The organism is Salinivibrio kushneri (assembly GCF_027286325.1).
GTDB lineage: Bacteria > Pseudomonadota > Gammaproteobacteria > Enterobacterales > Vibrionaceae > Salinivibrio > Salinivibrio kushneri_A.
The window spans coordinates 1,744,281-1,765,522 of the sequence record NZ_CP114588.1 but is presented as its reverse complement, the minus strand read 5'-3'; the positions used below and the strand labels follow the sequence as shown (position 1 = coordinate 1,765,522).

The window sequence follows — 21,242 nt, the reverse complement described above, 5'->3', positions numbered from 1 at the left end:
GAGTGCCTTAGAGGACCCAAGAGCATAAAATGAACCAAAATATAAAAAATACAGCATCATCAGACGATGAAATTGACCTTAGCAAACTGCTTGGCCATTTAATTGATGGCAAATGGATAATTATTGCCTGCACGTTTTTACTCGCGGTAGTAGGGGTAGCGTTCGCGATTCTTGCCACACCGGTTTATAAAGCGGATGCGCTTATACAAGTAGAGCAAAAAGAAGGCGGCATGTCCTCGCTACTCGGTGAGGGAGCGAGTGAACTTTTCGCGAGTGAGAGCTCCGCCAGTACCGAAATAGAGCTAATCCGTTCACGTATGGTGTTAGGGCAAACTGTCGATAAGTACAACCTTACCACGGTTGCCTCGCCAGACTACTTCCCGGTTGTGGGTAAAGGTTTAGCGCGATTGACAGGAAACCAACGCCATATTGCGATTAGTCGTTTCGATATTCCGCAAGATTATGAACGACAACCTTTTCGTTTAACCGTCGATGCACCTGAGCAGTACTCTCTGTATGACAGCGAGGATGATCTTGTGCTTGAAGGTAAGGTGGGCGAAGCCGCGATCAATGACGCATTTCATCTATTTGTGACCGAGCTGAAGGCTGATGAGGGTGATTCCTTCACCATCTCGAAAATAAGCCGCTTACGCGCGATTAAGGCCATCCAAAATGAACTTTCGGTGAGCGAGCGTGGTAAACAAACAGGTATTCTCTCACTTTCATATCAGGGTGAAGATAAAGTACTGATTGAGAACGTTCTCAGTGATATCGCAGAGAACTATTTTATGCAAAACGTCAAGCGTGACGCGGCTGAAGCCGAAAAGAGCCTTGAGTTCTTGAAAGGTCATTTGCCCGGCGTAAAAGCTGAATTGACCGCGGCGGAGAATAAACTCAATAAGTTTCGTCAAGAGAATGATTCGGTCGACTTATCGATGGAAGCGAAGGCCTCACTCGATACCATGTTATCGGTTGAAAAACAGCTCAACGAGTTAACCTTCAAAGAAAGTGAGTTGGCGCAGAAATTTACCAAAGAGCATCCTGCTTATTTGGCATTGCTCGATAAACGACAAACCTTACTTGGCGAGAAAAAGCGAGTAGAGCAGCAAACGCAAAAATTGCCGAAAACGCAGCGTGAGGTATTGCGTTTGAGACGTGATGTTGAGGTAAACCAAGCCATTTACGTTCAGCTTTTGAATAAGGTGCAAGAGCTTAACATCATGAAGGCGAGTACCGTTGGTAACGTACGTATTATTGACGATGCGCAAACCTTTGAGCTGCCGGTTAAACCGAAAAAGCCGCTCATTGCTGTGATTGCAACCTTGCTTGGTGGCATGATTGGTGTCGGTGTGGTGTTACTAAAAGCGGCATTCCATCGTGGTGTTGAAAATCCAGATGATGTTGAAGCCATTGGTTTACCTGTTTATGCCAGTGTACCACTGTCAGAAACGCAGCAGGATATTGAGAAAAAGCGCCAGAAAAAGGCGTTGAGTTCAGCCAGTGACAGCTTACTTGCCTCTGCGAATCCAGCCGATCTATCGGTTGAGGCATTACGTGGTTTACGTACTAGTTTGCATTTTGCGATGATGGAAGCGTCCAACAATGTCCTGATGTTCTCTGGCCCGAGCCCTGGTATCGGTAAGTCATTTGTTTCTGCCAATATGGCGGGAGTGTTGGCGAAAAGCGGGCAACGCGTGCTGGTCATCGATGCGGATATGCGTAAAGGTTTTTTGCATCAGCAGTTTAGCATGAACGCAGACAATGGACTGTCTGACTACCTAGCGGGTAAACGCGATACGGACGCTGTGGTGCAAAAGAATGTTCTGGAAAACTTGGATGTGATGACGCGTGGCCAAGTACCTCCCAATCCATCTGAATTATTGATGCACCCACGTTTTAATGAGCTGTTAGATTGGGCAAGCGCGCACTACGATATTGTAATTATCGATACACCACCGGTATTGGCGGTGACAGATGCCGCGATTGTCGGTGCGCACGCGGGAACGACCTTGCTGGTGGGGCGCTTTAGTGTGAATCCGATCAAAGAGATTGAAGTTACTAAACAGCGCTTTGAGCAAGCCGGTGTGAACGTAAAAGGTTTTGTCCTCAATGGGGTGGTGCGTAAGGCTGCCAGTACCTATGGTGGTAATTACGGTTACTATAATTACAGCTACCAGTAGGTGGCAATTTCTATTGAGCAGGCAATGTTTTACAGCATTGCCTGCTTTTTTTAGCCGTGAGTTTAAGAAATTTCGAATATAATAACGTCAGATAGCTAGGAGCGAACATGATCAAGCACTGCTTATTCCCAGCAGCAGGATATGGCACGCGATTTTTACCAGCCACCAAATCCATGCCCAAAGAAATGATGCCGATTGTTAATAAGCCTTTGATTGAATATGGCGTTGATGAAGCCATTCAAGCTGGTGTGAAACATATGGGCATTGTGACTGGCCGTGGCAAACATGCCTTGATGGATCATTTCGATAAAAACTACGAACTTGAGCATCAAATCAGTGGCACCAAAAAAGAAGCCTTACTGACGGATGTTCGTGCGCTGATCCAATCTGCCTCATACACCTACATTCGCCAAAATGAAATGAAAGGGTTAGGCCATGCGATTCTGACGGGTAAACAGCTGGTGGGAGATAACCCATTCGCCGTCGTGCTAGCGGACGATCTTTGCTTGAACCTTGGTGGCGACACAGTGCTTAAGCAAATGGTGGAGCTTTACAACCACTATCGCTGCTCGATTGTTGCGGTGCAACGTGTACCAAAAGAAGAAACACACAAATATGGTGTGATTAGCGGCAGCAAGCTAGAGTCCGGCTTATTTCGCGTAGACAGTATGGTTGAAAAACCCGCACCGGAAGATGCTCCGAGTAATATGGCAATCATAGGTCGCTATATTCTTACCCCAGATATTTTTGAGATCCTAGAAAACACGCAGCCAGGTAAAGGTGGCGAGATTCAAATTACTGATGCCTTGCTTGAACAAGCGAAACGCGGCTGTGTGCTTGCATATGAATTTGAGGGTGAGCGATTCGATTGTGGATCGGTTGAAGGCTACATTGAAGCCACAAACTACGCGTATCAGCATGTATATCTCGGCAAACCGACCGAAAGCGCTGAGCAAAAGCAAGAGGCGCCTGTCCCCGCGTAACGGAAGATTCTTCTTATTGACCGATTATGGCGCCTTAATGGCGCCTTTTTTACACTCCTTTTATGAGCATTTTAAGAGGACAGACACTTTTATTACGATCGAGGTTAATCTTTAGCCCTAATGTCTGATGGCGCCGTGCAACGGGCGCGCGGCCGATACTACGATAATTATTGGCACTGTTCTGGCGCTTATACCGAACTACGCTTGGTTTTAACATTGATGATTCTAGTTATCGGAGGTAGTTATCGGGACAGGCACTTTTGGTTAGGCGACTTAGGGGTGGTAAAGTTAACATACAGCAGAGTAGTTCCCGGTATTTTAAGGAGACAACCCATGGCTGAGCGTGACACAGAAAAGACCATTCCCGAGCGTGACCAGCGGCGGTTTGCGGTGTCGGCTAACCGAGGCAAAGCGAGTCATCGTATTCGCTATGTCGAGTCGGGCGGTGCCTCGGTGGATAATGAAGAATGCACGTTTTGCCAAGCGGTGCCGGGTTTGAGTGAGCCGATGGAGAAGGACGAGAACTGAGACGCTGCGCTTCTAGAAACGAGAGGTTAGGAAAAGCGTAAAGCTGTGCCTAGGGACTTTTTCTACACTTAAGCCCGAAGGGGCCATTGGCGTAGGTGACACAAGCCCCGGCACCGTGTCAAAAATCATGCGCCATGTTAACGGGCGCCTGTCACGTTCGGAGTCAAATTTAACATCGATGTCGGAGGCGCGCGGCTACATCGAGTTATAAGATTAACATTACCCCGGCGCTTGTCCGACCTACGCCTGGTTCGAGATCGCTTCGCTTCTAGTCTCTATCTAACCCAGGCCCTCCGTGTGATTCATCTCTCCCTTTACTAATGATTCCAATATCAATAGTCGATCCTTCTCACATCTGTGATGTTTACAGATGGTGAAATTTTTCTTTCATCTGCATTATTTGCCTATATCGAAACGTTTCGATGGCGTTTTTCCTTAGGGAAAACGCTGATCATAAGAAAACGTGCCAGCGCACAGTGAGCGCTGATTAAGTCCATCGTGAGTGAGAAGGTGATGAATGAATAAGCATGGTTTGCTCCATCCAGAGCTTGCACAAGTCGTAACCCAAATCGGACACACCGATGAATTGACGGTGTGTGATGCGGGGCTGCCGATCCCGAACTCGGTGTCGCGTATTGATTTGGCGCTGACCCAAGGGGTGCCGAGCTTTATGCAGACGGTCGAGGCGGTGTTAACTCACACCTGTATTGAGTCCGTGGTGATTGCGGAAGAGCTTGCAGCAGTTAGCCCGGCGCTGCACCAAGCCTTGCTTGCGCGACTAGAGCAAGAGAGTGCTGCGTGTCAGCAGCCGATCAGTGTGACCACGATCAGCCACGAGGCGTTTAAAGCTCGCACGGTGCAGAGCAAAGCGGTGGTGCGCACCGGAGAGTGCACGCCTTATGCCAATGTGATTTTTCAAGCCGGTGTCACCTTTTAGGTGGGCCTAAGCGAGTAACCACGATGACGCAACCTATCTTACAACTCCGCCAAGTCGTAAAAACCTTCCCCGGGGTGCGTGCCCTCGATGAGGCGAGCTTAAATGTCTATCCCGGAGAGGTAATGGCGCTACTCGGCGAGAATGGCGCGGGCAAGTCTACCTTGATGAAGGTCCTCACCGGGATTTATCACGCCGACAGTGGCGATGTGAACTATCAAGGTGAGCCGGTTTCGTTTAAAGGACCGCGTGATTCGCAGCAAGCGGGGATCAGTATTATTCACCAAGAGCTCAATTTGATCCCAGAGCTGACCATTGCAGAGAACATCTTCTTAGGCCGCGAGTTTACTAACCGGTTTGGCAAGATTGACTGGACCAAGATGGCTGAAGAAGCCGATAAGCTGTTGGCGCGTTTAAATGTGAAAGCACGTGGCACCACGCCACTTGGCAGCTTGAGTTTAGGTGAGCAGCAGATGGTGGAAATAGCCAAAGCGCTGTCGTTTGAGTCGCAGGTGATCATTATGGATGAGCCGACCGATGCTTTGACCGACACCGAAACCGCCTCGCTGTTTGCGGTGATCAACGAGCTGCGAGCACAAGGCTGCGGCATTGTTTATATCTCTCACCGACTAAAAGAAATTTTTGAGATTTGCGATCGGATCACCGTATTACGTGACGGCAAGTTTATTGGTGAGTGTCCCGTTAGTGATACCGATGAAGACGGCCTGATTGAAATGATGGTGGGCCGCAAACTCGCCGAACAATATCCACGAAGTGACGTCACCCCTGATGGAATAAGCCTTGAGGTGGAAAATGTCAGCGGCCACGGGGTGGAAGCGGTGAGTTTTCAGCTGCACCGTAGTGAAATTCTGGGTGTATCGGGCCTGATGGGCGCCGGGCGCACGGAGTTAATGAAAATTATCTATGGTGCCATGCCGCGTGATGCCGGCGTGATTCGGCTTGATGGCAAGGTGATTAACCCCGTGAGTCCGCAAGATGCGCTGGCCAACGGCATTGCTTACATCTCTGAAGACCGCAAAGGCGAGGGCTTGGTGCTGGGGTTATCGGTGAAAGACAACATGTCGCTCAGTGCACTCGATAAGCTCACCCACTGGGGCAAAATACAGCCGCGCGATGAAGTGATGGCAGTGGATGATTTTATCCGTCTTTTCAACATCAAAACCCCCACCCGCGAGCAAATCATTGGCAACTTATCGGGCGGGAATCAGCAGAAAGTGGCGATCGCTAAAGGGCTGATGACTAAACCGAAAGTGCTGATCTTGGATGAGCCGACTCGGGGGGTCGATGTCGGTGCCAAAAAAGAGATTTATCAGCTAATTAACCAATTTAAAGCCGAGGGCATGAGCATCATCTTGGTGTCGTCAGAAATGCCCGAAGTACTCGGCATGAGCGACCGCATCTTAGTGATGCACGAAGGCCGCGTATGCGGTGAGTTTGATGCCAAAGACGCTAACCAAGAAACCCTGCTTGCCTGTGCGGTAGGCAAAGATGCCAATGAGGATGCAGCATGAGCGAGAATGCAATGAATAAGTCCCAGCCGTCAGAAGATGGACGCAAGCCCCTGTTCAGCAAAGCGTGGTTGATTGAGCAAAAATCGCTCATTGCCTTGTTGGTGCTGATCGTGGTGATGTCATTTTTAAACAGCAACTTTTTCATGGTCGACAACCTGCTTAACATCCTACGTCAAACCTCGGTGAACGCCATTATTGCCGTGGGGATGACATTGGTGATTTTAACCGCGGGTATCGACCTGAGTGTTGGCTCGGTGTTGGCGCTGTGCGGCGCGTTTGCCGCGAGTTTGATTGCGGTTGAGGTGCCCGTGTTAGTGGCGGTACCTACCGCCTTGTTTGCAGGCGCGGCGATTGGCGCCATGACTGGCGTCGTGGTGGCCAAAGGCAAGGTGCAGGCATTTATCGCCACCTTGGTAGCCATGACCCTCTATCGCGGTGTCACCATGGTGTATACCGATGGTCGCCCCATCTCAACGGGCTTTACTGATACCGCCGATGCGTTTGCCTGGTTTGGTACCGGCTACCTGTTGGGCATTCCCGTCCCCGTGTGGCTGATGGCAATTGTGTTTATCGGTGCTTGGTATCTGCTTAATCACACCCGTTTTGGCCGTTATATTTACGCACTCGGTGGTAATGAATCGGCGGCGCGGTTGTCGGGCATTAATGTCGATCGAATCAAGGTGGGCGTGTATAGCCTATGTGGCATGCTCGCGGCGCTGGCAGGGATCATCGTTACCTCGCGCCTGTCCTCTGGACAACCGACTGCCGGTACTGGCTATGAGCTTGATGCGATTGCGGCTGTGGTGCTGGGCGGCACCAGCCTGATGGGCGGTAAAGGCAAGATCATGGGCACATTGATTGGGGCGCTGATTATCGGCTTTTTGAACAACGCCCTTAACCTGCTGGACGTATCGTCTTACTACCAAATGATTGCCAAAGCGGTGGTGATTCTGCTCGCCGTGCTGGTTGATACCAAAAACAAATAGCTGTTTGAGACAAAGCTTTTTAAAACAGAGCTTATTGGGACAGGCACCTTTATTTCTCTTTAAGTTGGCGGGACAGACACTTTTATTTCTGTTGAATTAGCAAGTAAAAACAACACCCTACAAACACAAAAGGACTGAACGCATGAAAAAACTGACTACCTTGATTACCACTGCGCTTTTGTCGTCCACGCTGAGCATTAGTGCGCAAGCGGAAGATAGAATGGCAATCGTGGTTTCAACCTTAAACAACCCATTTTTTGTCACCATGAAAGAGGGTGCGGAGCAGAAAGCGCAAGATCTTGGTTATGAGCTCTTGGTGCTTGATTCGCAAAACGACGCCAGTAAAGAGTTGTCGAATGTGGAGGATTTAACCATCCGTGGCGTTAAAGCCATTTTGATTAATCCGACTGACTCTGACGCGGTCTCGAACGCCATTCGTATTGCAAATCGCGCGGACATCCCGGTTATCACCCTAGACCGTGGCGCGAGCCGTGGGGAAGTGGTGAGTCATATTGCTTCTGATAACGCTCAAGGCAGTAAAATGGCGGCGGAATACATCATCGGTAAAGTCGGTGAGCGTGCCAAAGTGATCCAACTTGAGGGTATTGCCGGCACGTCAGCCGCACGCGAGCGTGGTGAAGGCTTTATGGACGCCATCGAGGGTACCGACGTTGAGCTACTCGCCAGTCAGCCTGCGGATTTTGACCGCACCAAAGGTCTGAACGTGATGGAAAACCTGCTTGCCGCACACCCAGATGTGGAAGCGGTATTCGCCCAGAACGATGAAATGGCGTTTGGCGCATTGCGCGCGGTGCAGGCATCAGGCAAAGATGTCACCATTGTCGGTTTTGATGGCACCAAAGATGGCATTGCGGCCGTTGAACGTGGTCATCTGGCTGCGACCATTGCCCAGCAACCGGGTATGATTGGCGATCTGGGTGTCGAAACCGCGGATAAAGTGCTGAAAGGCGAGTCGGTAGACATCTACATTCCTGTGCCGCTGAAAGTGATCAGCCAAGAAACGATCGCTGAATAAGCCGTCAGGGAAACGTATAGTGAGCACCATCGGGTTCGCACTGGGTGGTGCTTTTTTGATTTAGAAACGGTAAGGAATAGTAATGAGCCGATTGGTTGTTCTTGGCAGCGTCAATGCTGACCATGTTTTACGTGTCCCTCACTTTCCGCGTCCGGGCGAGACATTACACGGCCACGATTATGCCGTAATTGCCGGCGGCAAAGGGGCCAATCAAGCGGTCGCGGCGGTGCGTTGCGGTGCCGATGTCGCGTTTATCGCCAGCGTGGGTGATGACGCATATGGACAAATTATTCGTCAATCTTACGCGCAAGAAGGGATGGATATCAGTGCGGTGAAGGTGCAGGCGAATACACCGACTGGGATTGCGATGATCCAAGTCACTGAGCAGGGCGAGAACAGTATTGCGCTCTCGGCAGAAGCCAATGCGGCTTTGACAGCAGAGGCCATCACCGCCGATCTCGACAAAATAGCCGAGGCTGACTACTTGCTGATGCAGTTAGAAACGCCGATGTGTGGTATCGAAAAGGCGGCGTTTCATGCCAAAGCGGCAAAAACTCACGTGGTGCTTAATCCCGCCCCAGCCGCACCGCTGAGCGACGTGCTTCTTGCCTCAGTCGATATTATTACCCCGAATGAAACAGAAGCCCAAAGCCTGACCGGTATCGAGGTAACTGATACTGCCAGTGCGCAAGCGGCTTCGGACGTGCTCCATGAAAAAGGGGTAGGGACTGTATTGATTACCCTCGGCAAACAAGGCGTGTGGCTGAGTGAAAAAGGCGAACAAGCGGGCCAGCTTATTCCTGGGTTCCGTGTCGATGCCGTCGATACCACTGCCGCTGGCGATACCTTTAATGGGGCATTGGTGACAGGACTGATAGAGGGACAGACACTTTATCAGGCGATTCGCTTTGCGCATGCCGCGGCGGCATTATCCGTGACCCAGCGTGGCGCGCAAACCTCGATTCCTTCTCGTTCAGATGTTGAGGCATTTTTGGCCCACCAAGATGCTTAATCCTTATTTCACCTTAGTCAGCGGAGCGCGATAAATGGCGACCATGAAAGATATTGCCAAACGGGCGGGCGTGTCGACATCGACGGTCAGTCATGTCATTAACAACACTCGTTATGTGAGTGAGGCCATTGCTGAGAAGGTAAACCAAGCCGCGAAAGAGCTTAACTATTACGCCCCGTCGGCACTGGCACGCAGCCTAAAAGTGAATCGTACTAAAACCTTTGGCATGCTGGTAACCACTTCCACCAACCCGTTTTTTGGCGAGGTAGTAAAAGGCGTCGAGCGCAGCTGTTACCACAATGGCTACAGTTTGATTTTATGCAACACTGAAGGTGACGCTGAGCGTATGCGTGCTTCAATTGATACGCTGTTGCAAAAGCGGGTCGATGGCTTGATTTTGATGTGCTCGACGTTGGAAGGTGAGCGGATTGAAGGCTTTGATCGTTATCCGGATATTCCTGTGGTGGTGATGGATTGGGGGCCGATTGATTTTGCCTGCGATAAAATCCAAGACAATTCCTATCAAGGCGGCTATTTAGCGACCCAGCACTTGATTGACTGTGGTCACCGCCAGATTGGGTGTATCAGTGGTCCTTTGCTTAAACAACAAGCACAGCGTCGTTTTCAAGGCTTTAAAGATGCGCTGCGTGATGCTGGACTTACTGAAAACGCCGACTGGATGGTAGAAGCGGACTTTGAGTGTGAAGGCGGCTATCAAGGTATGCAAGCGATTGCCGCGAGCGGCTCCTTGCCGAGCGCGATTTTTGCAGGCAATGATATGATGGCGATGGGGGCGATCAACGCTGCCAATGCACTCGGCATTCGGGTACCCGAGGATCTTTCTATCATGGGATACGATGACATCCACCTGGCAAAATTTGTATCGCCCTCCCTGACCACTATTCACCAGCCCAAGTACCGTCTCGGTCAAGCAGCTGTCGAAACCCTACTCCACAAACTGGATGACCCTCAAAGTGACAGCCAAACTGTGCAGCTCGAGCCAACGTTAGTGGTGCGCGAGAGTGTGAAGCGGGTATAGCTATTGGGCGAGCTATCGGGGACAGGCACTTTAAGCTAACGAGAACTAACGGGACAGACACCTTTATAATTGCTTTAGTGAACACTCGGGGGGACAGTCACTTATATGATTGCCCTAGCGGCGCATGAGTGAAGCCGTTATGATGCTTGTCCTCAATGGTCAACCGGTAAATCGCCTCGTTATGTTTTCAATTGTCGACCAAAACCAACACTTTGTGGTGATCAACAAGCACCACGGCGTTAGCGTGCAAAAAGAAGCCGATCACGCGGCACTGCTGCCGGCGGTCGCGGCGCACATTGGGGTTGAGAAAGTCTACCTTGTGCATCGGTTAGACAAGATGACATCGGGCTTGCTGCTGCTGGCAACCTCTTCTCATGCGGCGTCTGTTCTCTCAGGGTTGTTTGCTTCGCGCGAGATAGAAAAGTTCTATTTGGCATTAAGTGCGAAAAAACCGCGTAAGAAGCAGGGACTGATCGTTGGGGATATGGCCAAAGGGCGGCGAGGTAGCTGGAAATTGTTAACCAGCAAAGATAACCCGGCGAGAACGCGTTTTACCTCTATTACTGGTGGTGAGGGGCGGCGACTTTTTCTCTGTCGGCCCTACACAGGCAAAACCCATCAAATTCGCGTGGCGATGAAAAGCATTGGCTCACCGCTCATCGGTGATGATTACTATGGCGGCGAGCCTGCCGATCGTGGCTACTTACACGCTTATGGGCTGCAATTTACATGTCGTTTTACCGACGTTCAGCCTGAAACACGCTATCGCTATGTGCTGCCCCCGAGCGAAGGCGAGTTGTGGCCAGCCTTACCGGTGGAGTGGGAGCAGCCTTGGCACTTAATTAGCTAGCACACCCGGGGGCATCGATAGCGTTTTTGAGGATTTGTCGGCCGCGGGTGTCGCGAACCAAAATGGTATAGCTTATACCACTGTCTAACATACTGCGGATATCGTTATCCTCGCAATATCGACGTTTTAAGCCGGAAAAGAGCTGCCCCGGTGCTTTTTTGGCATTCTTCTCCAGAAGTGTCAGCTCGATGATGGCATCTTGCGCACGAGCGCGAACCAGTGAGTAGCCTTCAATATCCATCGGCAGTAACTGTGCAATCATGTCGGCACGTTGGATTGCGGCTTCTGCGGCTTTATCATGCTGGGTGCTGCTACATGCACTCAGTATTAGCCCAAGGCCTGTCACCATCAATACTTTTACTAATCGCATTGGACAGGATCCTGAGGAAGCACTTTTTTGAAAGGTTTAACGGTCACGTCTGCATAGACGCCAGCGGCAACATAAGGGTCATTGTCGGCCCAGGCTTGGGCGGCTGATAATGACTCAAACCATGCAATAACGGTTGATCCTGTAAACCCAGCTTCGCCCGGCTCGTCGCTATCAACGGCAGGGTTTGGTCCTGCAATCATCAAGCGGTTTTCTTTTTCCAGTTGGTGTAAGCGCTCAAGGTGTGCGTCGCGCGCTTGCTTGCGTAGCGGTAGGCTGTTCTCTACGTCTTGCGAATAGATGAGATACCACATCGTCATTGTCCTTGATAGATGTTTATAGTCACTAGGATACAGAGTCCAGATTTCTGAGTACAGTGTATTAGTGAGTGTATTGGGGGGACAGGCACTTAAGCATCTAAAGTGTCTGTCCCCCCAACCCCCCCAACAAGCTAGAATCAAACCTGAATATCCCTTTACCTTCCTGTTACTGGAAGGCTTATTCTTCTGGGAAAACGGTCAGGAGATAATATGGGATGCTGCAATCAATCCCCGGAAGGTGGAGCAAAAGGGCTAAAGCCGCTCTTAAAAGCGGTGGGTGTGTTGTTTGTACTGATAATGTTGATGGCTTATTGGATTGGATGAGGCATTAGCGAGTTTATTTCGTGTTTACGCTATTGAGATGCACTCGACGACAAGCCCAACTCACTTTAGATCATGACGCCGGTCATGCGCTTTAGGCCAAGTGTTGGCAAGGCCGCTTGGATACTCGATAGTGAACCCACGACGTTTCCGTCTCCCAAATGAGAGCATGTACTTAACCAGGTTTCACGCGAGATGTTCAGTTGTGTGAGTAGATGTGGTCTCGGGAGTGAATTGGCGTTCTGACCCTGATCGCACGTCCATTCTACCAGAGCTAAATAATCCATAAGGCGAAAAGGGATACCGTCGGGCATCGACTTTCTCGGGTTCCCGGCGAAGGGGAATAAGCCGGCTGGCGTCGCTTTATTTTGCTTGAGTGATTCAACGCGCTTTTTAATCGATGTGTAATTGGCATGTTTAGGCTGCTTGGTGATACCTGCTCGCACTGGGTTCAAATCGACATAGGCCATGGCCGCAGCGAGTGCTTTTTCATCTAATAAGGCTTGGCTTTTAAAACGTCCCTCCCAAAAATGCCCTGAGCATTGATCCTCTCGGTTTGCTTGCATCGAAATATATTGATTAAGCAGCTTCATAAACCAGCTGACAGACATCAAACGTTCGCGCCAGCGCTCAATGATGCGAAAACACGCTTGTCGCTCTGAGTGAGAGAGCGATTCACCCTGATGAAAACGTTGGACAAGCGCAGGTGCTTGATGAAAGGCTAGCCAGCGTTCAATAACCTCGATGTTGGTCAAAGACTGAGCTGCGTTTGCGTTGATATGTAAAACAACGTGATAGTGATTGCTCATAATGGCATAAGCACAAATATCGATACAGAACGCTTTGGCTAGTGCGAGTAAACGCGTTTCTATCCATGCGCGACGATGCTCATAGCTTTTTTGCGACTGAGCATCATAGCCGCACAAATACGAACGGCGCACACAGCGTGAGACGCAATGATAATAGGGTGTGGCGGCCAAATTTATTTGCGATGCGCGAGCTTTGGTCATCGTCTCTCTCCCTTGGCTATGGATAGAGGTAAATCGTACTGTATAAATAAACAGCCATCATTGTTTATGAATTGGATTTTCGTAACAGTGCAAGAAATGGTGTAACTACGAGAGTTGTTACTTGCTAAATGTGTCTGTCCTAGGCGTGATTGTCCTGTTAGCGTCGAAGGTTGATACACCACGATTCATGGTCATAAAGTGCCTGTCCTTAGCAAGGAAGCCGATTAGGGATATGCGTAACGGTGTCTGTCCTCGCAGAAAATAAAAAGTGCCTGTCCCTATAAGAAGAAGCTAAGCAGGGGCGCCGCTGTGAAAGCGGAATTGGCTGTCGGGTGCTTGGATCAACTCGGCTTCGCGCTCGCCGATGGCTTGAATGCGGTCGCGAATGTTTTCGCCGGCGATGGTTTCTGCAAGCGTGAGGTAATCTTGATAATGGCGTGCTTCCGAGCGCAGTAGCGAGATGTAGAACTTTTGCAGTTCATCATCAAGATGTGGGGCGACTTTGGCAAAGCGCTCGCAGGAGCGTGCTTCAATGTAGGCGCCAATAATCAGTTTATCGACCAAGGTAGCCGGCTCGTGAGTGCGTGCCGCGAGCATTAATCCTTTGGCGTAGCGACCTGCTTCTAACGGTTGATAAGGAATGCCGCGTGCGTCCATGATTTCAATCACTTGCTCAAAGTGATGAAACTCTTCTTTGATTAACCGGACCATTTTATCAATCAGGGCTTGACCATGGGCAAACCCCGTTTTAGGGGTTAAAGGCGCGCTGAGACCGTTTTTGCGCGCGTGGAAGATCCCATCGCGAACGCCGCGATAGACAAAGTCTTCATAGGGTTTGGCCCATGCTAGCAGTTGCTCGCCACTCGCTGCGTCAACCGCATATTTACGGATCAACCACATCGCGGTTTGGCTGGCTTTTAATTCGCAGTTTGCGTGATCGCGCAAAAGAATCGATTGATTGTCAGGCTGAATGGCCGCGTCAATCCAACTGTCGGGGGTTTGACAGTGCAGAAAACCATGAATAGGGGTGAGTAGGGTATTAATTTCTTGGCGTAGCATGCCGGAAACACTCTCAGACTGACAACAATGGCTGGGCATTATAAACAGATGGGATGCGAGCGCAAAGAGCTGGCAGCGCAGGAGGCGCTGCCAGGTGGGCGAATTCGGCCTACTTGTTCGATGCCCAAGGGGAACGGTATTGAATACCGAACTTGTTTAAACGCGGTAACTGCGCTTTGAGTCTGGCCAGATAATCGAGCCAGTCACGGCGTTCACTGTGGCTCCAAGCCGCTTCTGCAATGGCGGTAAGCCTTGGAAATACCATATAATCGAGCCTGTCCTGATTGGTGATCAGTTCACTCCAGAGTGCACATTGTACGCCGAGCATATGCTCACGGGCGGGGTCGTCACTGGCAAGACTTGCCAGCGGCTCATATTGGTAGGCTTTCTCTAATGGCGTGACGCCCGCCCAGTCGAGGCCAGGCTCGGTGGCAGCATAATCTTGCACCATATCGAGATAGGTCGCCTGACCCGGGGTTAAAATCACATCAAACCCATGCTGCGCACAATGCAATGCGGCGTCTTCGCTTTGCCATGAATAGATGACGGTATTCTTGCTCACTTTATCGCCGTGCTGCACTTCTTCCCAGCCAACCATACGTTTGCCCAAGGCGTGTAGCTTTTGCTCCGCATAGGTCAGTATCTGTCCCTGTAGCGAAGCGGTTGTTTCTCCGTTCATGCGTCTGTCCCGATAAATTGGGCTATCGGTCCATACCCCGTCAGGGACTTCATCGGCACCAATATGGACCCATGAGGCAGGAAAAAGCTCGGCGACTTCACTTAATACCGTATCTAAAAATCGATACGTGCCCTCGAGGACTGGCGATAATACGTTATCGGTGTAGTGTTGTACGCTGCGGTAAGTAGAGCGGTCGTCGTCATCTTGTAGCCAATCAGGCAGTGCTTTGATGGCTGCGCGACAGTGACCGGGAATATCAATTTCTGGAATGACGGTAATACCGCGGGCTGCGGCGTATTCAATCACGTCACGTACGTCTTCTTGGCGATAATAACCTTCGTGACGTTCTGCAATATGACTGAATTGCGGAGCAAGGCGGGTATTGGGGCCGCGTTGACTCCCATAGCGCGTCAATTCAGGCAGGGCTTTAATCTCCAGTCGCCAGCCTTCATCGTCGGTTAAGTGCCAGTGAAAGGTATTGAACTTAAAATAGGCTAACTGGTTAATCAGTCGCTTTACCGTGTCCACCGAATGAAAATGGCGCGCGCAATCGAGCATCATCCCTCGGTAGGCAAAGCGTGGTGCATCGCTGATTTTGATTGCCGGTATTCCAAGCTGTGTTTCATGCTCTTGGCAAAGTTGTAACAGCGATGCGCAGCCGTGAATAAACCCGCGCTCAGCACAGGCTTGGATGACCACGCCTTGGTCGGTGACGGTGAGCTGATAGGCCTCATCACGGTGTGCGATATCTCGAAGCGCCGAGTCGGGTAAAAGCCGTAAGATAATGGCATGATCGCCAGTGACCGCATCTTGGTGGCGTGGGTCGAGTGCAATATCAGCTTGCGGATACATGCGAACCCATTCGTTGCTTAGCCACTGCGCGGCGGGAAGCGCCTGTGAATCCACCGCGATTAACGGTGTTGTAGGTGAAAGCGTAAAGTATCCTGGCTGGTGGCGCACCGATTTGGGCACCGGAATGATGGCGTGCTCGGCGGGGTGAACATCTGGAATCGTTGATCGTGTGGTATGAGTGTGTGCCAAGTTAATGGGAGTGAGCATCACTGAATATTGCTCGCCATTGGCATAGAGCAGTGCATCTTTAAAGCCCGCACAAAGGAACCGCAATGGCGGCGTGTGGGCATCAAACTCGATGTATAAGCTCTGATTGGCATCGAGAGTTTGATGCGCCGGTGTAATGACGCAATAGCTGCCAATTTGCTCAATACTGCCTTGTGACAGGGTATTGGGGTTGATGAAGCGATCAAACAGTACCGCAATGGACAGCGCTTCCAACGAACGGTCGGTGAGGTTATGCAAGGTTAACCCCATTCGGCTGCGCGGCGGGGTATCATTGGGATACTCGTTGATCACACTAAGATCGAGGCGGTAAGTCATCACGCGTTCTCCTTGTTCGAGTGGTCGTTGCCAATCAGTGTTTGCGCACTGATGGCGAGCATAAACCAGCTTGCATGTGGCAACCACTGCTCGCCCCATCGCCAGTTTTGCGCCATATCATCGCAATATGGCGCGGGGTTGAATGCAATCTGTGTTTCATCCTCCATTCCTGAGGTAATGCCATTGCAGATCCCCCCTTTGGCATTAAAAAAGCCCAAGTGCGGTAGGTAATCTGGGTTGTTGTGGCCATGTCCATCGAGCATACAGATATCAAATGGGTTTAAACCGAGGATCCAATTAAGCGCTCGTTGGCTAAAGGTCTGGAGGGCAGTATTCAGCGTATCGTCATGAATATGGCGTGTGGCATGACACGCAAAGGTTGCCAGTGACCCCAAGCGTGCATTCTCGCCTTGCCACCAATAGCCGGTTTCAGTGTGGTGAGGAATAAAATGACGCACCTGTTTGACGCCCTCGACGGGTTTAACGTACTGACGCGGATACGCGAATGGATTATCGGCGGTTTGTGTTAGGTTGAGCTCAAACTGGCAGGCGCGTTCCAGGGCTGTTTGTGCGATAGCTTGATGGCTGGGGTCGGTTTCCACATCGAGATAGCGAATTAATGCTAAGCCGGGCAGACCCGCATCGGCGGCATGGTAAAAGGGGCGGCTCCCATCAGCATTTGCTGACCAATAGTACTGGCAAGTTTCATCACTGCGTTGCCGTGCGACCAGCTTTGTCATCCAGCCTCGAGCCTCGCTCAAGAAGGGACAGTCACCGTTCGCACTAATGTGTCTGTCCCCAGAACCTAAAGGTGCCTGTCCCATTAAATAAGCGTGACTGTCCCCGGTAGATTGCTCCTCGGTAGATTGTCGAGTGGCGTGATGTAACTCGCATGCAGCGAGAAGGGCGCAGGTTTCGTCAATAATGTTGGGCTTGCCATCATCGAGGTAACGATGGTTATGCTCAACCAAATGCCAGTAGCCGCGAATGGCGGCGTCTAAATAGCGTGTTTGTTGGTCTGGCTCCGCGTAAAGCGGGGCTCGGCTTGCAGCGGCAAGGGCTGTAATCGCCATGCCGCCGCCTTGACGAAAACCGGCTTGGTAAGCCTCACTCATCACGCCATCTTGCGTCGCGTAAGCGCAAAGGGTGCGGCGCTCCGGGTCTTTCGACCATTGATCAAACACCGTCATATAAAAAAAGCCACTGGGGTGTTGCATACGGAGAAGAAAATCGGCGCCGTGTTTCGCTTCATCGGCTAATCGCGTACGCACAAACGCGGGCAGCGTGTCCGCGCTAAACTGGCTGGCAAGATCGGCCAGCCCCCAAGCCAACAGAGGGATCTGTTGCGGATTGAAGTAATTGGCATAGGAAAGGTGGCTCAGGTATTTGCTCACATCGCCAGAGGCATCGTACCAACCGCCGGACACATCCATGCGTTCATCAGAGCCAAATACCTTGGCGCGCTGATCCGCGTGTTCGTAAATACCGCTACATCGCTGCGATTTAAAGTAATGGAGCAGGTCGGAAAACGTGGTGTGAAACAGGCAATTATCGGTTATCTCAAACGGATGGGAATATACCGGTGTGTCTGTTAACAGCACGAGTTGATAGCGTCCGCGATGTGCAAAGGCAGAAAAATCGAGGGTATAAGCCGTGCCCAGCTGCCAGTTGTTTAACTGTGTTCCTTGGTGTAATTCAAACTGCGCGACCACGTTATCGAGTGATACTGTGTCTGTCCCGGTACTTTTTTTTGCATCTTTTGCGGCATCGTTAAAGTGTCTGTCCCCAGAAGGGGAGGTAGTTTTATCGGCAGTATTAAATGTGCCTGTCCCCTTAAGAGGAGGCAGAGAAATCAGTGCCACGGGCGTGCCGGTGAGGCGGTCGCTGTCACTGACGATCACCGCGTATTTATCACCGCGTAACGAGTAGCCAATGTGATTGGTCAGCACTTGCATGATGGTATCCTTATTGGTCGCTATTGCTCGTACAAATAGCAGCGCACATAGTGGTTGTCGGCGAGCTTGGTCACGCCGGGTAACTGCTCAGTGCATTTGGTCGTCGCATGCGGGCAGCGGCCAGCAAAAGGGCAGCCGACCGAATCCGGTGTCCATAGGGGGATCTCACCCTTGTTGCCCTTTAATTCTTCGTGAATCGATTTGCTGGGGTCGGGCACGGCCGAGACCAACAACTGGGTATAAGGGTGTTGGGGATGGTGAATAATCTCTTCGGTGTCTCCCCATTCGACCATATGGCCGACGTACATCACCGCCAAGTCTTCGGCAATGTAGCGCGCGGTGGCGATATCATGGGTGATGTAGAGCAGCGACATTTGCTTCTCCACTTTCATCTCTTCCATGAGGTTAAGTACACCGGCACGAATCGACACATCCAGCATCGAGGTCGGCTCGTCGGCGAGTACCACTTCCGCACCCACGGCGATGTTACGCGCTAGGTTTATCCTCTGACGTTGACCGCCCGACAACTGATGGGGGAATTTCTCCGCCGTTTCTTTGGCCGGAGTCAGGCCCACTTGCTCGAGCAGCTCAAACACCCGCTCTTTCAACTGAGCTTTATCGCGCTTGGCGACTTTTTTGTGGATCAATAACGGGCGCGCAATATGGTGAAATACATTATGCGTGGGGTTGAGCGAGCCAAAAGGGTCTTGCCAGACCATTTGCAGGCCTTCGCGATAGCGCATCAGCTCATCACGTTTTTTAATGGTGGTAATATCGCGGCCCCGATATTCAATGCAGCCGTCGGTCGGGGCGTACATTTTTGCGATCATTTTCGCGGTGGTTGATTTGCCCGAGCCCGACTCACCCACCACGGCAAGTCCACGGCCTTTGTACATTTTGAACGAGACATCATTGATCGCTCGCATCATGGGTTGTTTAAGGGCATGACTGTTAATGGGAAAATCTTTCACCACGTTTTTCCCTTCAACCAGCAGTTCTCCAAAACCTGTACTCATCACTGACTTCCTCACATTGGCGCGTTATTAGAGTTTTTGTTGGGCGATGGGCTCGCCGTATAGATGGCAGTTGGAATACCGACCCGGTTCGATTTGGCGCAGCACCGTCTGAGTGGTTCGACACCGCTCATGCACCTGAGCACAGCGCGCTTGAAAGCGGCAGCCGGTCGGGATTTCTAGCAAGTTGAGCGGGTTGCCTGGGATCCCAGTGAGCTGGCGCTTAGGTCCGGTGAGTGAGGGGAATGAGCTACCCAGCCCTTCGGTGTAAGGGTGGTAGGGGTTGTTGAGCACCTGTTTGGACGGCGCGACCTCAATCAGCTCACCGGAATACATGATCCCAATTCGATCGGAAAACTCGACCATAAGCGATAAATCATGGGTGATAAACAGAATCGAAAAGCCAAACTCTTCTTTTAACGCGTAGATTTTTTGTAAGATCTCGCGTTGCACCACCACATCTAATGCCGTGGTGGGCTCATCCATGATGATCATTTTCGGGTTGAGGGCCAGTGCAATGGCAATTACCAAGCGTTGACGCATCCCGCCCGAAAACTGATGCGGATAATCGGTCAGACGGCTGGGATGAATATCGACAATTTCTAGCAAGCCTTGAGCCCGCTTCACCGCTTGTTTGCGGGTCAGGTTGGTGTGGCGCATCAGTACATCGCAAAACTGTTCTTCGAGCGTCAGCACTGGGTTGAGGGCATTCATGGCGCTTTGAAACACCATCGACATCTCGCGCCAGCGAAAGTCGCGCATCCGAGCGTCGCTGTAATCGAGGATATTCTCGCCGTTAAAGATGACTTCGCCGCCGGTGATAAATGCAGGTGGCTTATGCAGACGCATCAGCGAAAAGGCAACGGTGGATTTACCGCATCCCGATTCGCCAGCCAGGCCGAATACTTCACCGGGGGCAATGTCAAAATTGACGTGATCGCAGGCTCGGACATCACCAGCATCAGTAATGTAGTCGACGCACAGGTCACGGATTGAGATAAGTGGGGTGCGACTCATGATTTATCTCCACTGATCAGCATGTGTTCGGCAACGGGATTCTCGTCGCGGGCTTTCTTTTCTTGTTGGCTGAGTTTTTTCCAGCGCTTCATCCCTTTTTGCGCACGTAATTGCGGGTTGGCAATTTCATCCACCGCGAAGTTGAGTAACGCAAGCCCCGTCACCAGTAAGGTCAGCGCAATACAAGGCGCGAGCAGCTCCCACCAAGCGCCAATCAGCATGGATGACGAGGTTTGTACGTTGTAGAGCATGATCCCCCAGCTGATGGTGTTGGGGTCGCCAAGGCCCAAGAAAGAGATAATCGACTCCATGGCAATGGCATACATCACCGAGCCAATAAAGCTAGCGCCAACAATGGGCACGAGATTAGGCAAGATCTCGACAAAGGTGATACGAAAGCGCGATTCACCCAGCACTTCGGCGGCTTTCACGAACTCTTTTTCGCGCAGGGCAAGGGTTTGTGAGCGAACCACCCGTGCTCCCCAAGCCCAGGAGGTACAGCCAATAATGATGGCGATCGTCAGCGGTCCGGCTTCGCCGATAAACGCGGCGAGCACGAACAGGAGTGGGTATTGCGGAATGACCAACATAATGTTCATTGCGGCGGTGAGCACATCGTCAACCCAACCGCCTAAATAGCCAGCGGTAATGCCAATTAAGGTGGCGAGCACACACACGGTGATACCGGCCCCAAAACCTACCGCTAACGAAACACGGGCGCCATGCACTAACTGCGACCAGACATCGCGGCCCATACGGGTAGTGCCAAGGACATGTTCAGCGTCTTTTGACATCAATAAGGTACGACGGTGATCGGCTAAGTGCGTGGCGACCCAGCCGTCTGGGTTGGCTTGTGCGGCCTTAACCACAAAGCTGGGGTATTCATGCGGATTGCCGGTGCGTTTGTCTGGCGCATGCTGGGTCAATAAGGGCGCAAAGATCGCCATCAAAATAAACAAGCCAACAATGATCGAACCGGCGCGGGCAATCTTATTGCGCACGATAAGCGTGAGGAGATCTTTCATA

19 protein-coding genes are annotated in these 21,242 nt (G+C 51.2%); 10 read left to right on the top strand and 9 right to left on the bottom strand.

Annotated features, from left to right (window positions below; all coding sequences use genetic code 11):
- The first annotated feature begins 29 nt into the window (after window positions 1–29).
- The 10 genes from N8M53_RS08310 (at window position 30) to N8M53_RS08265 (ending at window position 11,080) form a co-directional block, all read left to right on the top strand.
- Entirely contained in the window at window positions 30–2,180 is a 2,151-nt protein-coding gene (locus N8M53_RS08310) for a polysaccharide biosynthesis tyrosine autokinase (RefSeq protein ID WP_269578433.1), read from the top strand.
- Between the two features lie 107 nt (window positions 2,181–2,287).
- The gene (galU, locus tag N8M53_RS08305) at window positions 2,288–3,163 is read left to right on the top strand and encodes a UTP--glucose-1-phosphate uridylyltransferase GalU (protein ID WP_269578432.1); all 876 of its coding nucleotides are present in this window, start codon (window positions 2,288–2,290) and stop codon (window positions 3,161–3,163) included.
- 333 nt (window positions 3,164–3,496) lie between these two features.
- Window positions 3,497–3,691 (top strand): hypothetical protein, encoded by a 195-nt coding sequence (locus tag N8M53_RS08300; protein ID WP_269578431.1) that lies wholly within the window; start codon window positions 3,497–3,499, stop codon window positions 3,689–3,691.
- A gap of 517 nt (window positions 3,692–4,208) precedes the next feature.
- Window positions 4,209–4,628, top strand: a complete 420-nt coding sequence (gene rbsD / locus N8M53_RS08295) for a D-ribose pyranase (RefSeq protein WP_269578430.1) — start codon at window positions 4,209–4,211, stop codon at window positions 4,626–4,628.
- Window positions 4,629–4,651: 23 nt separating this feature from the next.
- Window positions 4,652–6,157: a ribose ABC transporter ATP-binding protein RbsA gene (rbsA, locus tag N8M53_RS08290; RefSeq protein WP_077667620.1), complete on the top strand. Its 1,506-nt coding sequence runs from the start codon at window positions 4,652–4,654 to the stop codon at window positions 6,155–6,157.
- The gene (rbsC, locus tag N8M53_RS08285) at window positions 6,154–7,143 is read left to right on the top strand and encodes a ribose ABC transporter permease (RefSeq protein ID WP_269578429.1); all 990 of its coding nucleotides are present in this window, start codon (window positions 6,154–6,156) and stop codon (window positions 7,141–7,143) included. Before rbsA ends, rbsC begins: the two co-directional genes overlap by 4 nt.
- 142 nt (window positions 7,144–7,285) lie before the next feature.
- The gene (gene rbsB / locus N8M53_RS08280; RefSeq protein WP_269578428.1) at window positions 7,286–8,179 is read left to right on the top strand and encodes a ribose ABC transporter substrate-binding protein RbsB; all 894 of its coding nucleotides are present in this window, start codon (window positions 7,286–7,288) and stop codon (window positions 8,177–8,179) included.
- 82 nt (window positions 8,180–8,261) lie between these two features.
- A complete protein-coding gene (rbsK, locus tag N8M53_RS08275; RefSeq protein ID WP_269578427.1) occupies window positions 8,262–9,191 on the top strand; it encodes a ribokinase in 930 nt (309 codons plus the stop codon).
- Between the two features lie 34 nt (window positions 9,192–9,225).
- The gene (locus tag N8M53_RS08270; RefSeq protein ID WP_046075418.1) at window positions 9,226–10,230 is read left to right on the top strand and encodes a substrate-binding domain-containing protein; all 1,005 of its coding nucleotides are present in this window, start codon (window positions 9,226–9,228) and stop codon (window positions 10,228–10,230) included.
- A 181-nt stretch (window positions 10,231–10,411) separates the two neighbouring features.
- Entirely contained in the window at window positions 10,412–11,080 is a 669-nt protein-coding gene (locus N8M53_RS08265) for a TIGR01621 family pseudouridine synthase (protein WP_269580010.1), read from the top strand.
- On the opposite strand, the gene gspS2 is transcribed toward N8M53_RS08265, so the two are convergent.
- From gspS2 to N8M53_RS08220, 9 genes are all read right to left on the bottom strand, one after another.
- Window positions 11,073–11,450 (bottom strand): type II secretion system pilot lipoprotein GspS-beta, encoded by a 378-nt coding sequence (gspS2, locus tag N8M53_RS08260; protein WP_269578426.1) that lies wholly within the window; start codon window positions 11,448–11,450, stop codon window positions 11,073–11,075. The genes N8M53_RS08265 and gspS2 overlap by 8 nt on opposite strands.
- Window positions 11,441–11,761 carry a YciI family protein gene (locus N8M53_RS08255; protein ID WP_269578425.1) on the bottom strand — a complete coding sequence of 107 codons (321 nt, stop codon included), beginning with the start codon at window positions 11,759–11,761 and terminating at the stop codon, window positions 11,441–11,443. The genes gspS2 and N8M53_RS08255 overlap by 10 nt, the downstream gene beginning before the upstream one ends.
- 395 nt (window positions 11,762–12,156) lie before the next feature.
- The gene (locus N8M53_RS08250; protein ID WP_269578424.1) at window positions 12,157–13,098 is read right to left on the bottom strand and encodes a transposase; all 942 of its coding nucleotides are present in this window, start codon (window positions 13,096–13,098) and stop codon (window positions 12,157–12,159) included.
- Window positions 13,099–13,389: 291 nt separating this feature from the next.
- Window positions 13,390–14,157, bottom strand: a complete 768-nt coding sequence (gene miaE, locus N8M53_RS08245) for a tRNA isopentenyl-2-thiomethyl-A-37 hydroxylase MiaE (protein WP_269578423.1) — start codon at window positions 14,155–14,157, stop codon at window positions 13,390–13,392.
- A 109-nt stretch (window positions 14,158–14,266) separates the two neighbouring features.
- The gene (locus N8M53_RS08240; protein ID WP_269580009.1) at window positions 14,267–16,231 is read right to left on the bottom strand and encodes a beta-N-acetylhexosaminidase; all 1,965 of its coding nucleotides are present in this window, start codon (window positions 16,229–16,231) and stop codon (window positions 14,267–14,269) included.
- Window positions 16,231–18,186 (bottom strand): glycoside hydrolase family 9 protein, encoded by a 1,956-nt coding sequence (locus N8M53_RS08235; protein ID WP_269578422.1) that lies wholly within the window; start codon window positions 18,184–18,186, stop codon window positions 16,231–16,233. The genes N8M53_RS08240 and N8M53_RS08235 overlap by 1 nt, the downstream gene beginning before the upstream one ends.
- Window positions 18,187–18,206: 20 nt before the next feature.
- Window positions 18,207–19,202: an ABC transporter ATP-binding protein gene (locus tag N8M53_RS08230; protein WP_269578421.1), complete on the bottom strand. Its 996-nt coding sequence runs from the start codon at window positions 19,200–19,202 to the stop codon at window positions 18,207–18,209.
- 27 nt (window positions 19,203–19,229) lie between these two features.
- Window positions 19,230–20,216, bottom strand: a complete 987-nt coding sequence (locus N8M53_RS08225) for an ABC transporter ATP-binding protein (protein ID WP_269578420.1) — start codon at window positions 20,214–20,216, stop codon at window positions 19,230–19,232.
- Window positions 20,213–21,241 carry an ABC transporter permease gene (locus tag N8M53_RS08220; protein ID WP_269578419.1) on the bottom strand — a complete coding sequence of 343 codons (1,029 nt, stop codon included), beginning with the start codon at window positions 21,239–21,241 and terminating at the stop codon, window positions 20,213–20,215. Before N8M53_RS08220 ends, N8M53_RS08225 begins: the two co-directional genes overlap by 4 nt.
- Window position 21,242 lies beyond the last annotated feature (1 nt).